General features: G+C 56.1%; 18 protein-coding genes and 1 pseudogene. 13 read left to right on the top strand and 6 right to left on the bottom strand.

The genetic code is table 11. The features are described 5' to 3' along the window. Window positions 1-71: 71 nt before the first annotated feature. The 3 genes and pseudogenes from AB4N91_RS15665 (at window position 72) to AB4N91_RS15655 (ending at window position 2,486) form a co-directional block, all read left to right on the top strand. Window positions 72-707: a lytic polysaccharide monooxygenase auxiliary activity family 9 protein gene (locus AB4N91_RS15665; protein ID WP_145309621.1), complete on the top strand. Its 636-nt coding sequence runs from the start codon at window positions 72-74 to the stop codon at window positions 705-707. Window positions 708-750: 43 nt separating this feature from the next. Beyond that, a pseudogene (locus AB4N91_RS15660) lies at window positions 751-1,785 on the top strand (chitinase); the annotation flags it as partial. A 107-nt stretch (window positions 1,786-1,892) separates the two neighbouring features. Further along, window positions 1,893-2,486, top strand: a complete 594-nt coding sequence (locus tag AB4N91_RS15655; RefSeq protein ID WP_042932180.1) for an NUDIX domain-containing protein — start codon at window positions 1,893-1,895, stop codon at window positions 2,484-2,486. A 165-nt stretch (window positions 2,487-2,651) separates the two neighbouring features. Here the strand turns inward: AB4N91_RS15655 and AB4N91_RS15650 are convergent, their stop codons facing one another. Continuing rightward, window positions 2,652-3,167, bottom strand: coding sequence for a methylated-DNA--[protein]-cysteine S-methyltransferase (locus tag AB4N91_RS15650; protein WP_010458952.1), 516 nt, complete (start codon window positions 3,165-3,167; stop codon window positions 2,652-2,654). A 149-nt stretch (window positions 3,168-3,316) separates the two neighbouring features. On the opposite strand from AB4N91_RS15650, the gene ggt reads away from it, so the two are divergent. Next, a complete protein-coding gene (gene ggt / locus AB4N91_RS15645) occupies window positions 3,317-5,044 on the top strand; it encodes a gamma-glutamyltransferase (RefSeq protein ID WP_460110941.1) in 1,728 nt (575 codons plus the stop codon). A 52-nt stretch (window positions 5,045-5,096) separates the two neighbouring features. Here the strand turns inward: ggt and AB4N91_RS15640 are convergent, their stop codons facing one another. After that, entirely contained in the window at window positions 5,097-7,805 is a 2,709-nt protein-coding gene (locus tag AB4N91_RS15640; protein WP_460112673.1) for a beta strand repeat-containing protein, read from the bottom strand. A gap of 742 nt (window positions 7,806-8,547) precedes the next feature. On the opposite strand from AB4N91_RS15640, the gene AB4N91_RS15635 reads away from it, so the two are divergent. Next, window positions 8,548-9,087 (top strand): cysteine hydrolase family protein, encoded by a 540-nt coding sequence (locus AB4N91_RS15635; RefSeq protein ID WP_460110935.1) that lies wholly within the window; start codon window positions 8,548-8,550, stop codon window positions 9,085-9,087. On the opposite strand, the gene AB4N91_RS15630 is transcribed toward AB4N91_RS15635, so the two are convergent. Next, window positions 9,077-9,976, bottom strand: a complete 900-nt coding sequence (locus tag AB4N91_RS15630) for a LysR family transcriptional regulator (RefSeq protein ID WP_460110931.1) — start codon at window positions 9,974-9,976, stop codon at window positions 9,077-9,079. The two genes, AB4N91_RS15635 and AB4N91_RS15630, sit on opposite strands and share 11 nt — an antisense overlap. Window positions 9,977-10,124: 148 nt before the next feature. Between AB4N91_RS15630 and AB4N91_RS15625 the strand changes: the two genes are divergently transcribed. From AB4N91_RS15625 to AB4N91_RS15610, 4 genes are all read left to right on the top strand, one after another. Then, a complete protein-coding gene (locus AB4N91_RS15625) occupies window positions 10,125-11,624 on the top strand; it encodes a purine-cytosine permease family protein (RefSeq protein ID WP_460110926.1) in 1,500 nt (499 codons plus the stop codon). Next, window positions 11,621-12,460, top strand: coding sequence for a nitrilase family protein (locus AB4N91_RS15620; protein ID WP_460110923.1), 840 nt, complete (start codon window positions 11,621-11,623; stop codon window positions 12,458-12,460). The genes AB4N91_RS15625 and AB4N91_RS15620 overlap by 4 nt, the downstream gene beginning before the upstream one ends. Window positions 12,461-12,719: 259 nt before the next feature. Further along, the gene (locus AB4N91_RS15615) at window positions 12,720-13,016 is read left to right on the top strand and encodes an ArsR/SmtB family transcription factor (RefSeq protein ID WP_010458965.1); all 297 of its coding nucleotides are present in this window, start codon (window positions 12,720-12,722) and stop codon (window positions 13,014-13,016) included. Between the two features lie 55 nt (window positions 13,017-13,071). Further along, window positions 13,072-14,082, top strand: coding sequence for a zinc-dependent alcohol dehydrogenase family protein (locus AB4N91_RS15610; RefSeq protein WP_083377148.1), 1,011 nt, complete (start codon window positions 13,072-13,074; stop codon window positions 14,080-14,082). A gap of 222 nt (window positions 14,083-14,304) precedes the next feature. Here AB4N91_RS15610 and AB4N91_RS15605 read toward each other — a convergent pair whose 3' ends face one another. Beyond that, window positions 14,305-15,267, bottom strand: a complete 963-nt coding sequence (locus tag AB4N91_RS15605; RefSeq protein WP_411960741.1) for an AraC family transcriptional regulator ligand-binding domain-containing protein — start codon at window positions 15,265-15,267, stop codon at window positions 14,305-14,307. Window positions 15,268-15,334: 67 nt separating this feature from the next. Here AB4N91_RS15605 and AB4N91_RS15600 point away from each other — a divergent pair, with 67 nt between their 5' ends. From AB4N91_RS15600 to AB4N91_RS15585, 4 genes are all read left to right on the top strand, one after another. Then, entirely contained in the window at window positions 15,335-16,192 is an 858-nt protein-coding gene (locus AB4N91_RS15600; protein ID WP_460110914.1) for a sterol desaturase family protein, read from the top strand. Then, complete coding sequence (locus AB4N91_RS15595; protein ID WP_010458976.1) at window positions 16,189-16,782, top strand: NADPH-dependent FMN reductase; 594 nt, start codon at window positions 16,189-16,191, stop codon at window positions 16,780-16,782. The genes AB4N91_RS15600 and AB4N91_RS15595 overlap by 4 nt, the downstream gene beginning before the upstream one ends. Before the next feature lie 885 nt (window positions 16,783-17,667). Next, window positions 17,668-18,387, top strand: coding sequence for a carboxymuconolactone decarboxylase family protein (locus AB4N91_RS15590; protein ID WP_154911570.1), 720 nt, complete (start codon window positions 17,668-17,670; stop codon window positions 18,385-18,387). 429 nt (window positions 18,388-18,816) lie between these two features. Beyond that, entirely contained in the window at window positions 18,817-19,800 is a 984-nt protein-coding gene (locus AB4N91_RS15585; RefSeq protein ID WP_154911571.1) for a quinone oxidoreductase family protein, read from the top strand. A 576-nt stretch (window positions 19,801-20,376) separates the two neighbouring features. Here the strand turns inward: AB4N91_RS15585 and AB4N91_RS15580 are convergent. Next, a complete protein-coding gene (locus AB4N91_RS15580) occupies window positions 20,377-20,859 on the bottom strand; it encodes a hypothetical protein (protein WP_033040639.1) in 483 nt (160 codons plus the stop codon). A gap of 179 nt (window positions 20,860-21,038) precedes the next feature. Next, window positions 21,039-22,112 carry an NAD(P)/FAD-dependent oxidoreductase gene (locus AB4N91_RS15575; RefSeq protein ID WP_460110902.1) on the bottom strand — a complete coding sequence of 358 codons (1,074 nt, stop codon included), beginning with the start codon at window positions 22,110-22,112 and terminating at the stop codon, window positions 21,039-21,041. Window positions 22,113-22,433: the final 321 nt, after the last annotated feature.

The raw sequence follows: 22,433 nt of genomic DNA, 5'->3' as shown, positions 1-22,433 counted from the left end.
AAAAAACAGCGCCGTTAGGTTGGAGGCCTCTCCTCAGGAAGGAGAGTTCTCAAAATCAACGGAGTGAAAAAATGAACCAACCACAGACTCAACCTCAACTTCGACACGGTCGTGTCACCTCCCCCTCCAGCCGCGGTGCGGTCGCCGTAGAGCTGGGGTTGCTGAGTAGCTGGCAAGTCAACGAAATGGAAGGCGGCAAGAACTTCCCTTCGCTGACGGCGGGGCCCTTCGCGGCGCCGTATCAAACCGACAGCGACAGTGTCACGCCACCTGCCGACCGCTACATCCTCAGCGGTGGCAAGACGGATGCCCGAGACTGCATCAACTTCACCAACAAGGAAATGAGCGTCAGGCTCGGCCGCCCCTTCACCTGGCCCTTGTTGAACGTCGATCCGGGCCAGACCTTCAAGGTCACCTGGGAATACACCGCGCCCCATGTCACCCGTGGCTACAGCTGGTTCATCACCAAGGATGGCTGGAGCCCGGAACAGCGCATCGGCCGTGCGCAACTGGAGCCGACATCGTTCTTCGACGACTTCTACACCCAGGTCCCGTACTACAGCCATTCCGCCGAGATGAAAGCCAAGATCAACCACGAAGTGAAATTGCCGGGCAACAAGAAAGGCCATCACGTGATCGTGCTGATGTGGATCGTGGCCAACACCGGCAACGCCTTCTACCAAGCGTTTGACGTGGACTTCAAGTAAGCCCGCAGTGTTAATCCCCCCACACGTTCTGAAGGAATAGAACATGTCAAAATTCGACTTTACGTTATTGAAATCGCCACTCGCCGACGCCGCTTCGTTGATGCCGAGTATTGCCGGCAAAAAGATCCTCATGGGCTTCTGGCACAACTGGCCCGCCGGGCCGAGCGACGGTTATCAGCGTGGCCAGTTCGCCAACATCGCGCTGCGGGATGTGCCCAAGGATTACAACGTGGTGGCCGTGGCCTTCATGAAGGGCAACGGCATCCCGACCTTCAAGCCGTACAACTTGTCCGACGCCGAGTTCCGTCGCCAGGTCGGCGTGCTGAACAGTCAGGGCAGGGCGGTGCTGATTTCCCTCGGTGGCGCCGACGCGCACATCGAGTTGCACAAAGGTAACGAACAGCCGCTGGCCAACGAAATCATCCGTCTGGTGGAAACCTACGGCTTCGATGGGCTGGACATCGATCTTGAACAGAGCGCGATTGATTTCGCCGACAACAAGAGCGTCCTGCCTGCCGCGCTGAAGCTGGTCAAGGACCATTACGCCGGTGAAGGCAAACACTTCATCATCAGCATGGCGCCGGAGTTTCCGTACCTGACCACCGCCGGCAAATACGTCGGCTACCTCCAGGCCCTGGAAGGCTATTACGACTTCATCGCCCCGCAGTATTACAACCAGGGCGGCGACGGAATCTGGGTGCCGGAAGCCAATAACGGCAATGGCGCGTGGATTGCCCAGAACAACGACGCGATGAAAGAGGACTTCCTGTTTTACCTGACCGAAAGCCTGGTGAGCGGCACTCGCGGGTTCACGAAGATCCCGGCGGACAAATTCGTGATCGGCCTGCCTGCCAACGTCGACGCGGCGGCCACCGGTTACGTGATCAATCCGGCGGCAGTGGTGAATGCCTTCAAGCGTCTCGACGCCAAGGGGCTTTCGATCAAAGGCCTGATGACTTGGTCGGTGAATTGGGACAACGGGGTCAATAGGGACCACGTGCCTTACAGCTGGGAGTTCAGCCGTCGTTACGGGCCGTTGATCAATGGCAAGCAGCTCTCTTCACAGGAAGACAGCGCGATACCTGACGTCGCCAGCCAGCAGTAAAAAGAAGCCCGGCAGAGATGCCGGGCTTTTTGGTTTTCGCCTACCATGGGGACCTTCTGACGAAAAAAGGATGCGTTGTGATGGCGAACACAGCCGAGCGGGTCAACATCATCGAGTCCCAGGTGTTGTCCCACGACTGGTACTTGCTGAAGAAAATCACCTTCGACTATCTGCGTAACAACGGCGACTGGCAGCGCCAGACCCGCGAGGTGTACGACCGTGGCAATGGCGTGGCGATTCTGTTGTTCAACCGCGACAAAAGAACCGTCGTCCTGACGCGTCAGTTTCGGTTGCCGGTGTTTGTCAACGGCCACGATGGTTTGCTGATCGAAGTGGCGGCGGGGCTGCTCGAAGGCGCGGCACCTGAAGAACGCATCCGCGCCGAAGCCGAAGAGGAAACCGGTTATCGCGTGCACCACGTGCAAAAGGTGTTCGAGGCCTACATGAGCCCAGGCTCGGTCACCGAAAAACTGCACTTCTTCATCGCTGAATATGACGCAGCGTCGAAAGTCAGCGAGGGTGGCGGGCTGGAAGAAGAAACCGAAGAACTGGAAGTGCTGGAGTGGACATTCGACGAGGCGCTCGAGGCGTTTTATCGCGGGGAGATCTGCGATGCGAAGACCATCATGCTGCTGCAGTATGCGGCGATGAAAAATATCTTCACCGCTACCTGAGACCTGAGTCCCGAGATCTGAACCCTTAACCCCGTGGCGAGCGAGCTTGCTCGCGCTGGGCTGCGAAGCGGCCCCAAAATACTGGCTTAGTCGGAGATTTTTGCCAGTGCTGCGCACTGGAGCGGGAGCAAGCTCCCTCGCCACAGAGATCGGGGGGCAGTCGGCTTAAAACAGCTCGCCCGTCCGGCTAGCCCCGGACCACTCGCAACCTTCCAGCGTCAACAACCGTTCCTTTGCCTCAAGTCCGCCGGCAAACCCCGTTAACTTCCCCGACGCCCCAATCACCCGATGGCACGGCGCAACAATCGAAATCGGGTTCTTGCCATTCGCCGCGCCCACCGCCCGGACTGCGCTTGGATTGCCGATCTGCTCGGCGATCTCGCTGTAACTGCGCGTCTCGCCAAACGGAATGGTCAGCAGCGCCTGCCACACCTTCTTCTGAAAGTCCGTCCCGGCAAAATCCAGTTCCAGATCGAAGCTATTGCGCGTGCCGGAAAAGTATTCCTGCAACTGCTGAACGGCGCGTAGGAGGATCGGGTTATCCGGTGCCTCGCTCATCGGGCCAAGCCGAACCCGGTTCGGCTTGTCGTTTTCCCAGAGGATGGCGGCCAGTCTTGAATCTTTCGCAACCAGTTTCAGCTCGCCGACCGGGGACGCCAGAGTGGTGAAGGTGTAAGTCATGCCGGCGAACTCCTCAGAAGGGCTGAACAGAGGCCAAGCATACTGCCTCGGCGAGGAGGCGCAAAACGCAATCCCGGCCATACTTGCGTCTGCTTTGAAGCGTTTTCTCCGTTTTTAAACAGAGCCTAAAAACAAAAAGAGACCGACTCATGAAGTTCGAACCTTTTGCCAAATCGCTGATTGCGACCTCATTGGCGCTCAGTTGCCTCAGTGCTTACGCAGCCTCCGTGGCCCCGGTCGCGGCCGAAAACGGCATGGTTGTCACGGCCCAGCACCTGGCCTCCCATGTAGGCGTCGATGTGCTCAAGAACGGTGGCAACGCCGTCGATGCTGCTGTCGCCGTGGGTTATGCGCTGGCGGTGGTTTATCCCGCTGCGGGTAACCTGGGGGGCGGTGGATTCATGACCGTTCAACTGGCGGACGGGCGCAAGACTTTCCTCGATTTCCGCGAAAAAGCGCCGCTGGCCGCGACAGCAGACATGTACCTCGACAAAGAGGGCAACGTCGTGCCGGACCTGAGCACCCGAGGTCACTTGGCCGTTGGCGTGCCCGGCACCGTGTCCGGAATGGAACTGGCGCTGAAGAAATACGGGACCAAACCGCGCAAGGAAGTAATCGCCCCGGCGATCAAACTTGCCGAAGACGGTTTTGTGCTGGAGCAGGGCGATGTCGAATTGCTGGAATACGCCACCGACGTGTTCAAGAAGGACATCAAGGATTCCGGCGCGATCTTCCTCAGCAATGGCGAACCGATGCAGGTCGGGCAAAAACTGGTGCAGAAGGATCTGGCCAAAACCCTGCGGGAAATTTCCGAGAAGGGCGAAGACGGTTTCTACAAAGGTTGGGTGGCCGACGCCATCGTCACTTCCAGCCAGGCCAACAAGGGCATCATCACCCAGGCCGACCTCGACAAATACAAGACCCGCGAACTGGCGCCGATCGAGTGTGACTACCGCGGTTATCACGTGGTGTCGGCACCGCCGCCCAGCTCCGGTGGTGTGGTGATCTGCGAGATCATGAACATTCTCGAAGGCTACCCGATGAAGGATCTGGGCTACCACTCGGCCCAGGGCATGCATTACCAGATCGAAGCGATGCGCCATGCCTATGTGGACCGCAACAGCTACCTCGGCGACCCGGATTTCGTTAAAAACCCGATCGAGCACCTGCTGGACAAGAACTACGCGACCAAAATCCGCGCGGCGATCAATCCGCAAAAAGCCGGCGTGTCCCGCGAGCTCAAACCCGGTGTAGCGCCCCATGAAGGCAGCAACACCACGCATTACTCCATCGTCGATAAATGGGGCAACGCGGTGTCAGTGACCTACACCCTCAACGACTGGTTCGGTGCCGGTGTGATGGCCAGCAAAACCGGGGTCATCCTCAACGACGAAATGGACGACTTCACCTCGAAAATCGGCGTGCCCAACATGTACGGCCTGGTGCAAGGCGAAGCCAACGCCATTGCTCCCGGCAAGGCACCGCTGTCGTCCATGAGCCCGACCATCGTCACCAAGGACGGCAAAGTGGTCATGGTTGTCGGCACCCCCGGCGGCAGTCGCATCATCACCGCCACCTTGCTGACCATGCTCAACGTGATCGACTACGGCATGAACATCCAGGAAGCGGTCGATGCGCCCCGGTTCCACCAGCAATGGCTGCCGGAAGAGACCAACCTGGAGACCTTCACCACCAGTCCGAACACGGTGAAGATGCTTGAGGGCTGGGGCCACAAGTTTGCCGGGCCGCAGGATGCCAACCATTTGGCGGCGATCCTGGTGGGCGCGCCTTCGCTGGAAGGCAAACCGGTGGGCAAGAACCGCTTCTATGGGGCCAACGACCCGCGCAGGAATACGGGGTTGTCGCTCGGCTACTAAGGCGTAAGTCCATGGCCACCCTCAAGCTGCGAGGGTGGCCCGACCGACAAGGTTATTCGTCGGGCTTGGTGACGAGGTTATCCGCCTCGTCCACCTGATACGGCACATGCGCTTCCACGCCATCCTTGCCGGTATGCGCCACGACATTCTTGAATCGCTTGCCGTTCCAGCATCGGAAAATCAACGTCGCATTCTCGCCTCCGGTCAACGTTGAACCCAGGCTGCCAATCAGCTTGCTGCGGGCGCCGCCCACCAGGATGCTGTTTTTGCCCGCCGTCAAAACGCTTTTATCGCCGCCCATCAACGTACAGTCATCGCCCGCCGTCAGCTTGCTGCGATCACCGGCCGTGAGGTGGCTATTGCTGCCCGCCAACAGCTTGCTGCGGTCGCCGGCGATTTGGGTGCTGTCCTTGCCGGCTATCAATTTGCTGCGATCACCCGCGGTCTGGACGCTGCCGGCGCCCGCGATGAGGGTGCTGCGATAACCCGCGGTCTGTGAGCTGTCCTTACCGGCAATCAACATGCTTTTGTGCCCGGCAATTTGCGTGCTGTCGGGGCCGGCGATCAATGAGCTTTGATAACTGGCGATCTGGTTGCTGCCGTATCCGGCGGTCAGGGTGCTGTGCATGCCGGAGGTCAGGCTGCTGCCATAACCGGCGGTCAATACACTGCGCAATCCGCTGATCAATGTGCTGCCGTATCCGGCCGTGAGGAAGCTGCGGATGCCGCTGGTCAGGCTACTGCCATAGCCGGCGATCAAGGAGCTGTCCTGACCCGCGGTTTCGGTGCTGCCATAACCGGCGGTAAGGGAGCTGCTGTCCTGAGCGGTGAGGGTGCTGCCGTAACCCGCCGTCAGCGTGCTGTCGTAACCGGCGGTTTGCGTGCTGCCGTAACCGGCGATCAACGAACTTTCGTAGCCGGCGGTTTCGGTGCTGCCATAACCCGCGGTGAGGGAGCTGTTGTCCTGAGCGGTGAGGGTGCTGCCATAACCTGCCGTCAGCGTGCTCTCGTAGCCAGCGGTTTGCGTGCTGCCGTATCCGGCGATCAGCGAACTGTTGCTACCGGCGGTTCCCGTACTGCCGTAGCCGGCGGTGAGAACACTGCTTTCCCGTGCGGTTTGCGTACTGCCATAACCAGCGGTCAGAGTGCTTTTGTAACCCGCCGTCTGGGTGCTGCCGTAGCCGGCCGTGAGTGAACTGTTTTCCCGAGCGGTGAGGGTGCTGCCGTAACCTGCCGTCAGCGTGCTGTCGTGGCCGGCGGTTTGCGTGCTGCCGTAGCCGGCGATCAGCGAACTCTCATGCCCGGCGGTTTCCGTGGTCCCGTAACCGGCCGTGAGAGAACTGCCGTCCTGCGCGGTGAGGGTGCTGCCATAGCCGGCGGTCAGACTGCTGTCATAACCGGCGGTCTGAGTGCTGCCGTAGCCAGCGATAAGCGAACTGTCGCCGCCGGCGGTTTCCGTACTGCCGTAACCGGCGGTAAGGGAGCTGCTTTCCTGAGCGGTGAGGGTGCTGCCGTAACCCGCCGTCAGACTGCTTTCATAGCCTGCGGTCTGGGTCGTGCCATAACCGGCGATCAGGGAACTGGCGTACCCGGCGGTTCCGGTGCTGCCATAGCCTGCCGTCAGGGAACTGCTTTCCTGGGCAGTCTGAGTGCTGCCGTAGCCGGCGGTCAGCGTGCTCTCATAACCGGCCGTTTGCGTACTGCCGTATCCGGCGATCAGCGAACTGTCGTGCCCGGCCGTTGCGGTGCTGCCGTAGCCTGCGGTGAGCGAACTGCTTTCCTGTGCGGTCTGGGTGGTGCCATACCCGGCGGTTAGCGTGCTTTCATGACCGGCTGTTTGTGTACTGCCGTAACCGGCCGTGAGGGAACTGTTCTCCTGGGCGGTTTGGGTGCTGCCATACCCGGCGGTCAGGGTGCTTTCGTGGCCGGCTGTTTGGGTGCTGCCGTAACCGGCGATCAAGGAGCTTTCCGGCCCCGCTGTGCCGGTGCTGCCATAGCCAGCGGTGAGGGCGCTGCTGTCTTGGGCGGTTTGGGTGGTGCCGTAACCCGCGGTCAACGTACTGTCCTGTCCCGCCGTTTGCGTGCTGCCGTAACCGGCAATCAAGGCGCTATCCGATCCGGCTGTTTCGGTGCTGCCGTAGCCGGCGGTGAGGGCGCTGCCCTCTTGGGCGGTTTGAGTGCTGCCATAGCCTGCGGTCAGCGAGCTGTCGCTTCCCGCCGTTTCGGTACTGCCGTAACCGGCGGTGAGGGTGCTGCCGTCCTGGGCGGTCTGGCTGCTGCCGTAATCGGCGGTCAGCGTGCTTTTCTGCCCGGCGATCTGGGTGCTGCCGTACCCGGCGATCAGCGAGCTGTCATCGCCAGCCATTTCCGTACTGCCATACCCGGCGGTCAATGAGCTGCTGTCGGCGGCCGTCAGGGTGCTGCCGTAACCGGCAATCAATGAGCTCTGACCGCCGGCTGTTTCCGTACTGCCGTAACCCGCCAGCAGATAACTTTGATGCCCACCCGTGAGCGTACTGCCGTACACAGCAGTTTCGAAAGTTTGCGAGGCGTCGGTTTTAGCGCCGATGCCGAAAGGACTGTAACCCTGTGCTCGCCGACTTTCGAATTCGCGACTGGAGGTTTTATTTGGTGATTCAAGTGGGGTGTCGATTAAAGGGATGTTTGCTGATTGATAGTGTTCAATGTGCGCTGCAATGTAATTGATCGAACTGTCTTGAGTGCCTGTGTGAACAACTTCCGCCTCCGGAAACTTGATCATGCCGTCTTCATCAAGTTTTATAATGTGACCAATGTGAACTTCGCACACAACCCATTTGGCATCGGCTCGCAAACTCAGTTGAGTAGAGGAACCTTCTCCCCACAATAAGCCGACCAGGCCGTTCTCGAGTTTCTTGCTGGGCTTCCAGTGCTTGCACACCACCAGGCCGGCGTCCGGCCAGACTTGGCCGGCATGGTCCGACATGTCGTTGGCGCAAGTGCGCAAGACAAGGACTTTGTTGTCACTCATATCATATGTGCTCAATGAATATAACGGCATCAGCGGGAATCAGGATTGTAAGTACCCATAGCGTTCAAATAGAACGGTCAGGTATTACTTACACGTCACTGGCTGAAATCCATTAAGAGCCAGCGGCAAAGCCGCAGTCCTGTCATTAAACAGGTCGCAGTCCCTGGCGAAACTTCTCGATATCGAAGATTCACCCTAAAGCAATGACCCGGGTATGACCACACTTATTGTGCTTTGGAAGTGTTTAATGTTGTTCGTTACAATAGATAAAGTAATACCGTAATAGTTGATGTGGTTTAATGAATTTTCAATTCAGCTTAGCGGTGTTGGGGCGGGCTGTGTCCGACTGGATAAATTCGCGGACAGGCAGCGATTTCAAGCTATTCCATCGTAGGTGTTTTACGGCATTATCGACGGTACGCACTCTTCGCTCGGCCCCAGGGAGCAGGTGGCGTACCCCTTAATCTGAAGGACTACTTTAAGGCCTGAGCCCATGACCACTGCATTGCTGATCATCGACGTCCAGCACGCCTTGTGCACTGGCGAGTACGAATGTTTTAAGATCAAACGCGTCATCGAGAATATAAACGGCCTGAGTGCCAAGGCCAGGGAGGCAGGGATTCCGGTCATCCTCATCCAGCACGAAGAAAAGGGCGACCAGCTGCAACATGGTTCTGAAGGCTGGCAACTGGCCGAAAGCCTGAAGACTTCACCGCAAGACCGTCGGGTGCGAAAAACCAATCGAGATTCGTTCTACCAGACCCACTTACAAGCCCTACTGCAAGATTTTGGCTCCGACCGCCTGATCATCTGCGGGCTGCAAACCGACTATTGCGTCAACGCCACCGTCCGCCAGGCCCTGAACCTGAACTATGACGTGGTGCTCGCCGCCGACGCGCATTCCACCGTCGACAACGGCAACCTCGCCGCCGAAGACATCATCGCCCAGCACAACGCGGAGTTGGCGCACTTGACGGGGCCCGTGGCACGGATCGACGTCATCCCGGCCAGCGAGATAGCGATTAAGAATTGAAAATATCGATTAGCTCATTCAGGAACGCACTCACCAGATCCCGCTGCCGCGCCGAATGCCGAACCGCCGCATGAAACCCCACCTCATAACGCAGCAGCTCGGGATTCAGCGGATGCAACTGCCCCAGCTGTTCATGCTTCGCCGCATAGTGCTGCGGCAAAAAGCCCAAATGCTGCCCCGACAGAATGAGCAGCGCCGCGCCGTCCATGCTGTCGGTGAGCACGGTCAGGCGTTCGATCGAGGTGGGTGCAGGCATTTCCGGCAAGGGGTGACTGGGCCATACCCAGTCGTAATCGCGGACGTCATCCCGGGTCAGATCCCCCACGTGCTCAAACAGCGGGTGAGCCGGGGCGCAGTAGGCGATCTGGGTTTCCTGGAACAAGGGGAAGTAATCGATGTTGGGCAAGCGGTGCCAGAAGTAACCGATCGCCAGATCGATATGGCTATTGATGATTTTCTCTTCCAGCAGCGACGACGACAGTTCCGTGAAGTGGAAATACAGGCCTTCATGACGAGCCCTTAAACGCGCGATGGCCAGGGCGATTTTCTTGTTGGCAACAGGATCGATCTGGCCGAGCAAACCGATATTGATGTTGCCCGACACTTTGCGATTGATGTGCTGGACCTCAACCCGGAAACCTTCGGCTGCCGCCAGCAATCGGCGGGCCGCTTCGACAAACTGACCACCCTTGGGCGTCACCGAAAATCCGCCGCGACCGCGCTCGCACAGTCGAAATCCCACCCGCGCTTCCAGCGTCGCCAATTGCGCACTGATGGTCGGTTGGGTGGTGTTGAGCGCAGTTTGCGCGGCCGAGATGCCGCCCGCTTCAACGACGGTCAAAAAGACCCGGATCAAACGCAGATCCAGTTCCGATACAGTGCCCAGCATGGGTGTCCCTCAATGTTCATTCACATAGACGCGGATCTATGTAAACAGTGTGCCTGCGATATTTTATAGCCCTGACCCAGGCCCTACATTGCAATGAAACCGGCGCTTTGCCCATAAAAACAACAATCAACTGCATAGGAACAATCGTATGTCAGGGTCTCCTCATTCTGCGCACGCCCTCGAGGCGAGTGGCGGGTTGGCCATCGAAGGCCACTCGATCGATTACATTCCGGAAAACGAACGTCACGCCAAGCTCAGCAGCCAGGGCCCTTTCTGGTTTTTAGGCAACTTCCACTTCTTCACCATCTCCATCGGTTTTGTCGGCCCAAGCCTTGGCTTGTCGGCGCTGTGGACGATGCTGGCCGGTGCGCTCGGGATCATGTTCGGCACCATCTTCATGGCTTTTCACGGCTCGCAAGGTCCCGAAATGGGCCTCCCGCAAATGATCCAGTCCCGTGCCCAGTTCGGGTATCGCGGAGTGATCCTGGCCTTGATGGCGACGATGTTTGTGTTCGTCGGCTTCAACGTGGTGAACATCTCGCTGATCATGAACGGCCTTGAACACGTCTTCGGCATCGACCCGACCATTGTCGCCATCGTCGTGGTGCTGATCGGCGCGCTGCTGTCGATCTACGGCCACGACCTGATGCACAAAGCCTTCAAATGGGCGTTGCTGGCGACCTTGCCGCTGTATGCGTTAGTCACCATCGCCCTGATGTTCGGTGCAGGCCAGGAAGGCGTCGCCCCGGCGACCGATCTGGGCTTCAGCAGGGTTGCGTTCGCCACGCTGTTTGCCATCGGCGCGAGCTACAACATTTCCTACGCGCCCTATGTCTCCGACTATTCCCGTTACCTGCCGAAAAACACCAGTCGGCCAAAACTGATCGCCGCCGTGTTCATCGGCGCATCGTTGTCGGGGAGCTGGATGATCGGCCTCGGCGCCTGGCTCGCGCAGCAGTTGAAAGCGGCGGATGCGCTGGTGGCGCTTAACCAGGTCGGATCGTCGATGATCCCGGGCCTGGGCAACGTGTTGGTCATCGTCTCCGTGGCAGGCTTCCTGCCGATCATCGCGCTCAACACCTACAGCGCGATGCTGACGTTATTGACCGGCGTCGACTCGATCAAAAAAATCACGCCAACCCCTCGCGCCCGGGTCATGTCGATCTCCGCGATCAGCCTCATCCTGTTGACCTGCGTGCTGTCGATCAAGGGCGATGGCATCGCGCTGTTGAACACCTTCCTCGTGCTGCTGTTGTACTTCCTCGTGCCCTGGACCGCGGTCAATCTGGTCGACTACTTCTTCGTGCGCAGAGGCCGCTACGCGATCCCGCATTTCTTCACACCGAAGGGCATCTACGGCGCCTGGCAATTCCGAGGAATCGTCTCGTACCTGATCGGATTTGCCGCGATGGTGCCGTTCTTCTACATCTTCGATGCCGCCGCCGGCAAAGAAGTGTTCGTCGGGCCGCTGGCGCGCATGCTCGAAGGCGTGGACATCGCCTGGCTGGTCGGCCTGGTGGTTTCGGGCCTGGCGTATTACCTGCTCAGCCGTTCGATCGACCTTGAATACGAACGCCGAATCATCGACTCGATCACCGAGAGCGACATTGTTGCCATGGCTCATCAGCCAGTGGAGGAGGGACGTTGAACAGCGTGAAAAATACCGTGGTCGCCTGCTGCCAAGTGGCACCGAAAATAGGCGACCTCGCTTACAACCGGACACTGACAGAACGAGCGATTCGCTCGGCGGCGTTGCAAGGCGCCCAAGTTATCGTGCTGCCCGAACTGGTGCAGAGCGGTTACCTGTTTGCTGACCGTGACGAAGCGCTGTCCCTGTCCGAAACAACCGACGGACCAACCCTGCGCCTGTGGGCGGCGTTGGCGAAAGAATTGAACGTCGTTGTAGTGGGCGGATTCTGCGAACGACTGCAAGGCGATGCACTGGCCAACAGCGCGGCGATGATCGACCCCCAAGGCCTGCGCGCCGTGTATCGCAAGGCACACCTGTGGGACGCGGAAAGCGAAATCTTCAGCCCCGGCAACGACGCGCCGCCGGTGGTCGAAACGGTCCATGGACGGATCGGCATGCTGATTTGCTACGACCTGGAGTTTCCAGAATGGGTGCGACTGCCGGCGCTGGCGGGTGCAGAATTGCTCTGCGCTCCCGTCAATTGGCCCGATGGCCCGAGGCCGCCAACCGAGCGTGCAGCCGAGGTGGTGCGCGTACAGGCGAATGCTTCGGTGAATAGGATGTTTATTGCCGCGTGTGATCGGCATGGGCATGAACGCGGGGTTGGATGGGTGCAAGGTTCGGTGATTGTCGATGCTGATGGTTATCCGTTGATAGGGCCGGCGGAGCAGGGGGGAGAGCAAATTTTGCTGGCCACACTTAACCTTGCTGAGGCGCGGAATAAGCGGATTAGTGCGCGTAATGATTTGCATCGGGATCGGCGGTTGGGGTTGTATGGAGGCGGCGAGGAGTGAAGCAGTAGGCTGTGCCTATTGGCTATCCGCCCATACTGCTTCTGGCCGATTTTCTGCCTGGTACGAAGGACAGCAATCGGCCGAACGTTCAAACATAGACGGGGGATGTCTACCAGAGCGGAACAGTTCAAGCAGTCATTCAGTACATCGACAAAAGTAGGGGCGATTCAGCTGGATGAGTGTTTTTGATTTCAAACCCTTGCCAATGCTGATAGATTATTTATTGAACATTTCGTAAAAAAGCGTAGCATTGCCGACCATGATACTCGAACAGCTCAAAGCCCTGGCCAATGACACTCGCATGCAAATGATGGAGTGGCTCAAAGACCCACTTAATAATTTCCCACCTCAGGATCATGGAGATCCTGCGATAGGGGTGTGCGTAACCCATTTGCAGCACAAGGCAGGGCTTTCACCTTCTACCGCGTCTGCACACTTAGCTATCTTGCAGCGCGCAGGCTTCGTGCTAACCACCCGCATCGGAAAGTGGACTTACTACCGGCGCAACGAGCAGGCGATTGACGACTTTGCGGCCAGGTTGATCATCGAATTGTAATTTTTAAACTTTCATTTCGTTATTTCGCGTAATTAGAAAACATAAGGAACCCCCTATGAGCAGCAAAACGATCTTCGTCCAACCCGGTGGCGGCTATGAAAACGTTGTGGTTGGCAGCAGCGAAGTCCAAGCCGCAGCGCTTGGCGAAATCACCGTACGACTTCACGCCAACTCGCTCAACTACCACGACTTCGCGGTGGTCAGCGGTATGTGGGGCCCTAGCGAAAAACGCATCCCCATGGCCGATGGTGCAGGTGAAGTCATTGCTGTCGGCCCTGATGTCACTGAATTCAAGGTGGGTGACTCGGTCGTCAGCACCTTCTTCCCGGAGTGGATCGACGGTGTGCCACTGGTTGAAGGCTTTGTCAGCGTGCCAGGCGATGGCATTGACGGCTACGCTCGTGAGCAAGTGACGGCCAAAGCCACATCGTTTACCCTCGCGCCTACTGGCTACAGCCATGCTGAAGCGTCGACGCTTACCACCGCTGGCCTTACTGCATGGCGCGCCCTGATGGCCGATGACTCACTCAAGCCGGGCGACACCGTGCTCGTCCAAGGCACTGGTGGCGTTTCAATTTTCGCCCTGCAGTTCGCTAAAATGGCCGGTGCTACCGTCATTGCGACCTCTTCAAGCGACGAAAAACTTGAACGTCTGAAAGCTCTAGGTGCTGATCATGTCATCAATTACCGCAAAGACCTTAACTGGGGCGAAACTGCACGCGCTCTAACGGGTGGCCGTGGTGTTGACCACATCATCGAAGTCGGCGGCCCTGCGACGCTTGAGCAATCGATGATTGCAATTCGGGTTGCTGGTCACATTTCCGTCATCGGGATATTGAGTGGCGTAAGCGGTGCAATGAATTTTGTACCGGCACTGATCAAGCAAGTGCGTCTGCAGGGTGTATTGGTGGGTAGCCGCAGCCAGCAGCAAGACATGATCCGGGCCATCAATGCTAATGGCATGCGCCCGATTATTGATCGTCATTTCCCTTTGAGCGAGATTGTCGAAGCGTTCAAGTATCAGGAAACCAACCAGCATTTCGGCAAAATTTGTCTGGATATCTAAGCCCGCATGAATGGGCATGATCCATATGCCTATCTCAAAGAGCCCATTGCTCCCTGTCGCACCGGCAGCCATGTGTAAAAGGGGGCTGATTTATTTGTGATCCAGTTGCCTGAAGCGCTGTTAAAAATAAATCCGTCCCCTTTTTTCAAAGGAAATTACTGGCGTGGGATGAGGTGATTTGTGAGGTAACGCTGTCGTTCCGAAAAGTTCGGGCCCGCTACATTACTTCCTGTCACGCCATCGACTTCGGGCGTGGAGATACGCCGTCAAATCGCTGTAGCCTAGTTGAGCTGCAATCTCCGTTAATGACTCTCCTTGCAATTCAAGATGCAGTTCCAATTCTGCGCGAATCTGATCGAGCAATTGCCTGAAGGTTGTACCTTCCTCTTCCAGTCGTCTCCGTAAGGTCCTTGGCGTCTGGTGCAGCGCCTTCGCCAGATTGTCCAGATTGGGAGTTTCACCTCTCGCTAGAGATCGTCGCGCTCCTTCAGCAACCTTGGCTGACCAACCGCTGAAATTCCGATGCACGGCGATCCGTCGATCCAGTTCCTGGGTCAATAACTCAAGCATCCCGTGATGACGTGTCTGCATCGGCAGGCTCAAGCTTCGAGCATCGAAATAGAAGCAGTTAATCGGACAGTCAAACTCGACACGGCCCCCAAACCATTGGGTGTATTGCTTGTAATACGACGGACGAGAGTGAGTAAATCTTGCCAGGACCGGCTGCACCTGCTGCCCTGTTCCACGCCGCAACTGCGCGATGGACATTGCGCCGTAGTGCTCAATGACATAGCGCGCCAGCTCACTGGGCGCATCGACGCACAGCTCGATGCCGACGCCGTTTTCATCATCGAGCAGTCTCACCGTGTCTGTGTCCGCCGCAAGCCGCGCGTACCGGGCCCAAAGCTTCATGGATGATAAAACGTCGGGGCTGTACAAGCACAGATAGGCCAGGACGTGCCAGTCCTGAGGCGTGAATAGCGTGAACAGTTTCAACCCGATCGCCGGATCGATGCGCGCCGCCTCGCGCCAAAGCTGATCCAGCTCGATCAGGCTGTAATCCCTGTTTTCTCTCAGGGCCTGGCTATCCAGGAAACGCTCCAGCACCTGGCCCAGTTTGCCGCGGTGAAAGCGCTGGGGGGAACGATTGACCTGTTCTCGCTCAATTTTGTCCGTTTCGCGCATAGGGACGGCTTACTCGTTGGCTTCTAATGAAATGGCATTGCCCGCAAGGGCCTTAATCGAGAGTGCCATGAATACAATAATGCTCGCCAACAATCCTTCCGTAATAGTGGCCGGGATATTCCTTGCCTTCATCTTGCTGGAACTCGCGTGTTCTTCGCTCCGACACCCGTCGAGCGGGAAGCGTGACGTACTGATCGAAGTCATAGGCTCCGGGATCCTGGTTGCAATCACGTTCCCCAGTGTCATGTGGCTCAGTGGAAAAATCCTGAGCCTGGCTGTTCCGGAAATGAAAGGCGCCTTGGCCACCATTCCTTGGGTCGCAGGGTTCGTGTTGTTTCTAGTACTGGATGACATGACTCAATACTGGTGGCATCGACTGACACATCGGGTCCCGGCACTTTATGCGCTGCACCGCGCTCATCACTCCGCGCCCTACATGAGTGTCCGCATCGTTTATCGAAACAACAGCTTCTACTACATGCTGATGCCCGGCATCTGGCTGTCCGGCATACTGATCTATCTAGGGCTTGCGCATATTTACTATGTTTATCTGATCCTGAAGATGATCGTCATCTTCGCAGCGCACAGCAGCGTTGCGTGGGACGACAAACTGTATGGCATCCGTGTGTTGCGTCCTGTTGTCTGGGTTCTGGAGCGAACGATTTCCACCCCCTCCACTCATTCAGCCCATCACGGCTTGACTGCCGAGGATGGTGTCACGCATTACAAGGGCAACTTCGGCAACCTGTTGTTCTTCTGGGACATCCTGTTCGGTACGGCCAAAATTACCCGCCGGCGTCCGCCCTTATACGGTATCGAACACTTGTCACCGATCAGCTGGAAAGAAGAGTTGTTCTGGCCCATCGTGCGTTCACGCCGTGTCGCCCCCAAAGCACACAAGGCTAAACAGAAGGTGGCGCAATGAGCCGTCATATCGTTCTGCTGTCTGGATCGAATAGATCAAACAGCCAATCACTCAAAGTCGCAAAATATTTGCGCGACCGATTAGAGCAACTTGGTCTTTGTGATTCAGGCGAACTGCTGAACTTGGCTTCCAGTCGGCTACCGCTGTGGCCAGAAGAAGACATTGATGGAATCTGGAATGTCCAGCAAACCATCCTCAAAAAAGCTACCGCACTGATCGTGATCAGCCCGGAGTGGAATGGCATGGCTTGCCCGGCGCTGAAAAATTTCTTTTTGTACGCAGGACTCGGTGAACTTGGACACAAGCCAGCGCTCCTGGTGGGGGTTTCGGCTGGGCTCGGGGGAGCCTATCCAATTGCTGAATTGCGTGCTTCGAGCTACAAAAACAGCCGGATCATGTATTTGCCTGAACAACTCATCATAAGAAATGTTGAATCGATGATGAATAGCGAAATTCCCTCAGACGAAAATGATATTCGCATACGCACACGTATCGACTGGGCTTTGCATTTACTTTGTCAATACGATGACGCCTTACGCACGATACGAACTGCAATCAAACACCCACCTGAGTTCTCTACGGGGATGTAAAACTGTCGCACCTCAACGAATTGAATAAATAAACCTTGCGCTAATGTGTGCATTTCAACCACGTCGATGCAAAAACATTCAATATTGAGCCAGCAGGGTGTTGCATCGACGGGTTGATCTAAGTCAAACGGATACGCGGTTGGCATGGTTAAAAACCACCATCAACGCACCAGCAATTAAGATGCAGCGATTAATTACAAATGCGATTTTTTACAACTCAATCTTAATAGCTCATGACGCTGGAATAACTATTTCGCGACAGACAACCGCCAGCCAATAATTGCCTGCCATGAATGTCCGTTTAGGGCCGTTTCCTACCCGTCGCGAAGGGCAGTTATCGACCCAAAGCAGTCAGTCCTGCGATCTCGCCTAGAGCTAAATCAATATAGAGCGTTATGGGAAAAGGTCGGGACTTCCAGATGGGAAATCCAAGCTGGCGGAGTAGCTGGCTCCAAACTACGCTCAATGACGGATCCTTCTTTCTTCAGCGAAAGCTGGTGAAATCACCTGTCTGTTTGGGAATGTTAATTTTTTGCTCAAGGACAAGATAACTTAGTAAGATCTCGAGATTACGATCTACAAGTACTAATCGAGGAGAATTTCAAACTCCGCCAAGTGGTACTAGTTGACAGCCTTAGTCGCACGAAATGAAATAGCCAAAACCAAGTCCGTTTGGGCTCGCCCAAACCGATTTTAGCTGCACACTCTTCCGCTCATACTTGAGTATGATTTACATTCAATCTAAAAAGCGTAGCCTGTATACAGATATCATTATCTTCAATCACGTGACAAAGAGAAGAACCTCGTTTACAACCCTTGAATCCGCCAATTTGTAATTCGAACACTACAATCTTTTCTTGTTTCGAACTTACTGTGGAGTTTTGTATGCACCCTTCTGAAAGTCCCGAATTAACAAGCATGTTCGATAACATAAAATCGGCATCGCCCGTACTTGAGCGCTATACCAAAGAAGTGCTTTTCGGCGCGCTATGGCAAGGCCCAGAACTGTCCACCAGAGACCGAAGTATTGTGACGCTTTCGGTAATGATTTCGCGTAATCAGAGTGCGCACATGACCAGCTATTTGGATCTCGCGCTCGACAATGGCGTAAGCCCTGACGAAATTTCGGAAATCATTGCGCACTTGGCGTTTTATACAGGATGGGCTAACGCGATGTCAGCTGTGGGGGTGACGAGATCAGTCTTCGAGCAACGCGGTATTACGACAGATCAGCTGTCACCAGCCATCGTCAATTTGCTCCCGGTTGATGCCGCTGCCGAAGAGCAGCGTGCGCTTGCCGTCGTTGAAAAATTCGGCACGACAGTGCCTGAGCTGGTTCAATTCACAAACGACATACTGTTCAGCGACGTATGGCGCCGGCCCGGCCTTTCGCCGCGAGATCGGTGCCTGATCACAGTCTGCATGGTGATTGCCACTTCACAGGTTACAGTGCTGCCTTTCTATTTGAACCGAAGCATGGACTATGGTCTAACTCGCGTGGAAGTTGCGCACGTTATGACTCAACTGGCGTTTTACTCAGGCTGGTCGACCGTCTACTCGGCACTGCCCTTCATCAAAGACGTATTTGAAAGTCGATCGAGTTGATTGAGAAAATGCCGAGTTCCGGCATACCGGTCCTGACTGGACGCGCAGTTCCGTTAGCTAGCGGCATCAAAATGTAGCTGGGTTCCCCCGCGACTTGCATCAGGCCCTTAAATGCCGATCTCTGTTCACCGATATATGGCTCCGCAAGGTAGTGGAACACTTCACCAGTTTTGGTCAGCCGAACACTGCGGGGCGGTGGGTGCGGCTGTTAAACGCACATCGGCCTTATTCATATCTGATGCGGATTGTTACGCACACGTAACGGCTGCGGCGGTAATGCTCAGTCCAAAACTATCAGTATTAATTATCGAATCCCGCGTCACAGATTGTGGGTGTTGGAGCTAATTTATCAACACTTGGGTAAATCCACGATCAACTTCTCCAAGCAAATTATCGCGGGACCTACTCTATACCGCTAAGGAAAAACTCATGACCTATACCGCTAAAGCCGCGTACATACACCAATATGGCGCTCCCGAAGTTTTGGTTTTTGAAGAAGTTCAAGTTAGCGCGCCAGCTGCCGGGCAAGTGTTGATTCGCAACACCGTGATCGGCCTCAATTTCGTCGAAGTTTATTATCGTCGCGGAACATTCCCAGTACCTTCGTTCCCGGCGATCCTCGGTAATGAAGCCGCCGGTATCGTCGAAGCGGTGGGCAGTGATGTAACTTCGGTCAAAGTGGGGGATCGAGTGGTCTACTCCGACGACGTCCATGGCGCTTACACAACCTTGTGCCTATACCCCGCCGACCGCGTAGCGATTATTCCTGACAGGATCACCGATCATCAGGCCGCTGCGGCATTCCTGAAAGGCCTGACCGCACGTTATCTACTCAAGGAAGTCGTCGACCTGGCAAAGGGTGACACAGTGCTCTACCACGCGGCAGCCGGTGGCGTCGGGTTGATCTTCGTACAATGGGCCAAGGCTTTGGGCTTGCGGGTGATCGGCACTGTGTCCTCCGACGAAAAAGCCGCCATTGCCCTAGCGGCTGGCTGTAATCACGTCATCAACTACCAAGAGGAGAACTTCGCTGAGCGGGTGCTGCAATTCACCGATGGCACCGGCGTTAAAGCCGTGTTCGACTCGGTCGGCAAAGACACTTTCAACGACTCATTGGCGGTCCTCGCACCACGCGGAACCCTCGTAGTGTTCGGTAAAGCCTCCGGCAATCCGCCGCTGATCGACCCGTTCGCCCTGGCACCACGCTCGTTGAAACTGACCTGGCCCATCCTGCCGGTGTTCGTCGCCACCGCGCCACAACTGGCCCACGCCGCCAAAGACTTGTTCGCCGCCATCAGCAATGGCCTGATCAAGGTCGAGCCGAGCCGGGTGTATCCGTTCGAGCAATTGGTAGAAGCGCATCGTGATCTGGAAGAGCGACGCACGACTGGGGCGGCGGTTCTGGTAATCTAAAAGATCTTCTTATTTCACAAAGCACAATATGAGCCGCATCTGCGGCTCATATTGCGGCGAGTTCCTCTTCTTTCATCCTCAAGTGATTATTCCGCTTTAACCGAAGATTGATGCGCTTATTGCCGGATTGCTGTCTCGCGAGGGGCAGCAATTGGCCGATTACAGCCCGTCGCGAAGGGCAGCAACCGACCCATGGCTGCCGGTCAGCAACCGCAGAATTCGGCCAGCAACCGTCTTGTCAGCTTTCATGCCGCTCAGAGCGACCGCCATACTCTCAACTGATCGTGCCGTAACCACAGAGCGGCCTCTCGGTGAGCAAATCATGACTTTGAAATAGGCCGCCTCTGGTCCAGAGGGCTGCGTCCGTTTCGCCCGCGAACTGCTCCAGTGATTCGAATCAATGCTATCTGGCTCTCCACTGAGCCGATGGACCTGCGTGCCGGTACCGAGACGGCATTGGGCCGGGTGATCGCATTCTTTGGTCGCAAGGAGGCGATCGGCAAGTGAACACAGTATCGGCGCAACTGCTAAATGCCAAAGCTGAATCGGACTTGTGCAGTGTCTGGTTGGCTAGCGTCACCGATGAGTGTAATGCTGCTGTATGAAGTCGTGATCGACTTCGACCAGTCGAGGGTATCTGCTTTCGTCAAGCGTTTCGCGAAGTCGCCTAGAGTAGCTTGCCTGCTCAAAGGCAACTTGGCACCTGGCGCTGTCAAAGAATGACCGGAGATGGGCGAGTGCCTGATCAAATGCAGGGCTTTCAATACGCAGAAATAGACCTGTCAAATCTTGCTGGTCCGTGAGTTCTCGATACAAGTCGATTGCGAAAATACTGCCTCCGTTATTTTGAGCATGATACACATGCACGTCGCCGTAGCCGTTGTAAAGGTGGGCGAAATACAACTCGTGGAGTTCGATAATGTTGACGGGAATTTCAAGGGTGGTAAATACCGCCTGCAGGTCGGCGCTGGGAGCCTTCTGGTCACCTTCCCAGGTTACTAAATCTGACATCGAAACACAGATGTCGAATTCTTTGGCATAGATGGTTTTTTTGGACATTCTCATTCCATCGCTGAGTGTTGGAATTTTAAGGGTGGAGCTTCATAAGGCATCGACTACGGGTTATGCCTGATATCGACCGGACGAAGCATCAGCTCATCACAGAAAGAACCAGCGGTCGCTATTCTATCTCCGCGAGAGGCCGGAAATGACCTATTGCTGCCTCACAAGAGGATCCCCTACGCTTGCAAAAATCGATCGGGCCGGCATGGGCAAAGGGAACTGGACGCCTTGTCATCGATGATCTCCTCGCTGGCCAGACGTCCCACTATTGCCGCCAAAGTAATTCCGGGGTGCATTGCACAAACATAGACGCCACCTACTTTGGGTAGATAACCGATGATGGGGATGCCATCGGCAGGCATGGGCCTGAGTCCGACACAAGCCCATTCCGGATCTATGGAAACAACACCATGGAGTTCGTTCTGGATTGTCTTGGCAGTTCGAAGCGCTATCGCTGCCGGCTGATTTTCCATGGCGTCGTCCAGGTAATCTTCTGCCGCCAGCAACGCACCATCCGAACTTTGCCTCACTTCCATTTCAGGGCTGGAGATGAGGGTGTGCACGAGGTTGGGTTGTGACTTGTAACGGATGAAAATGGCAGGCGAGGCCTCTATCGGCAGGGACACTCCAAGCATGTCTGTCAGCTTCGTGATGCCTGTCCCGGCTGCCAATACGACAATATCGGCATCGATGATGCCTATTGTTGTTTCGACTCCGGTCACCGTTTCACTCTGGGTTACAAAACCGAGCACTCGCGTCTGAGTGAGAATCTTCGCCCCATACGCCTGGGCACCTGCGATCAACGCATGCGTAGCTGCCACTGCGTCCAGCGCTCCTTCTTCAGCCGCATATAGAGCAGACTGGGGAGGGTTCTTGAGATTTGGTTCAAGGTCGAGAATCTGCGATCGAGACACCAGGTTTGCCGAAGCTTGGTGACCTGGGATCGGCAGCGCTCCAATCGCCATCACGCTGTAAGACAAGGCACCTGTCCATCGTATCTCCAGACCAGGCAGCTGCGTTTCGAGTCGGCGGTACTCCTTGATGGCAGAACCGCGCAGTTGCGCAATTGGGTCTGGTTCGGGGTGTGAGGTATTGAGCCAAGCGAATGAGCTGCCAGTCACTCCCGAAGCTATATCTTCAGCCTCTACCAAGGTGACATTCGCGCCTTTACCGGCCAAGTGATACGCCAATGACGCGCCAACGATGCCTGCACCAATGACAACGACTCGTCTGCCCTGACCATTTCCCATATCAACCTCCGTTCTGTCGATGTGACGATGGTACGACAGCTGGATGATTTCATGACATGAGAACCTGATCGTTCAGCACGCTTTTTGAGTGTCTGCTTTTGGTCGATAACAGGCTGATTCAAGAGACCACGTTGCTATCACACTTGTGACGGTCATCTTGTAAATACGGCAGTGGCTTCCTGAATTTTTTTCGAAGCTTTCACCGCCTGTAGGAAGCGCGTATCAGCTTTTTCAACAACCCTTGAGCGCGCATGTTTAAACGCCCTCAAGGTTACGTCCTGAAAGCTACAAAACCTTGCGCCATTGCCTACGGCTGCACCA

The organism is Pseudomonas sp. H3_D04 (assembly GCF_054669175.1).
Note: the sequence above shows the minus strand (reverse complement) of the source record. Positions and strands in the feature narration are given on the sequence as shown.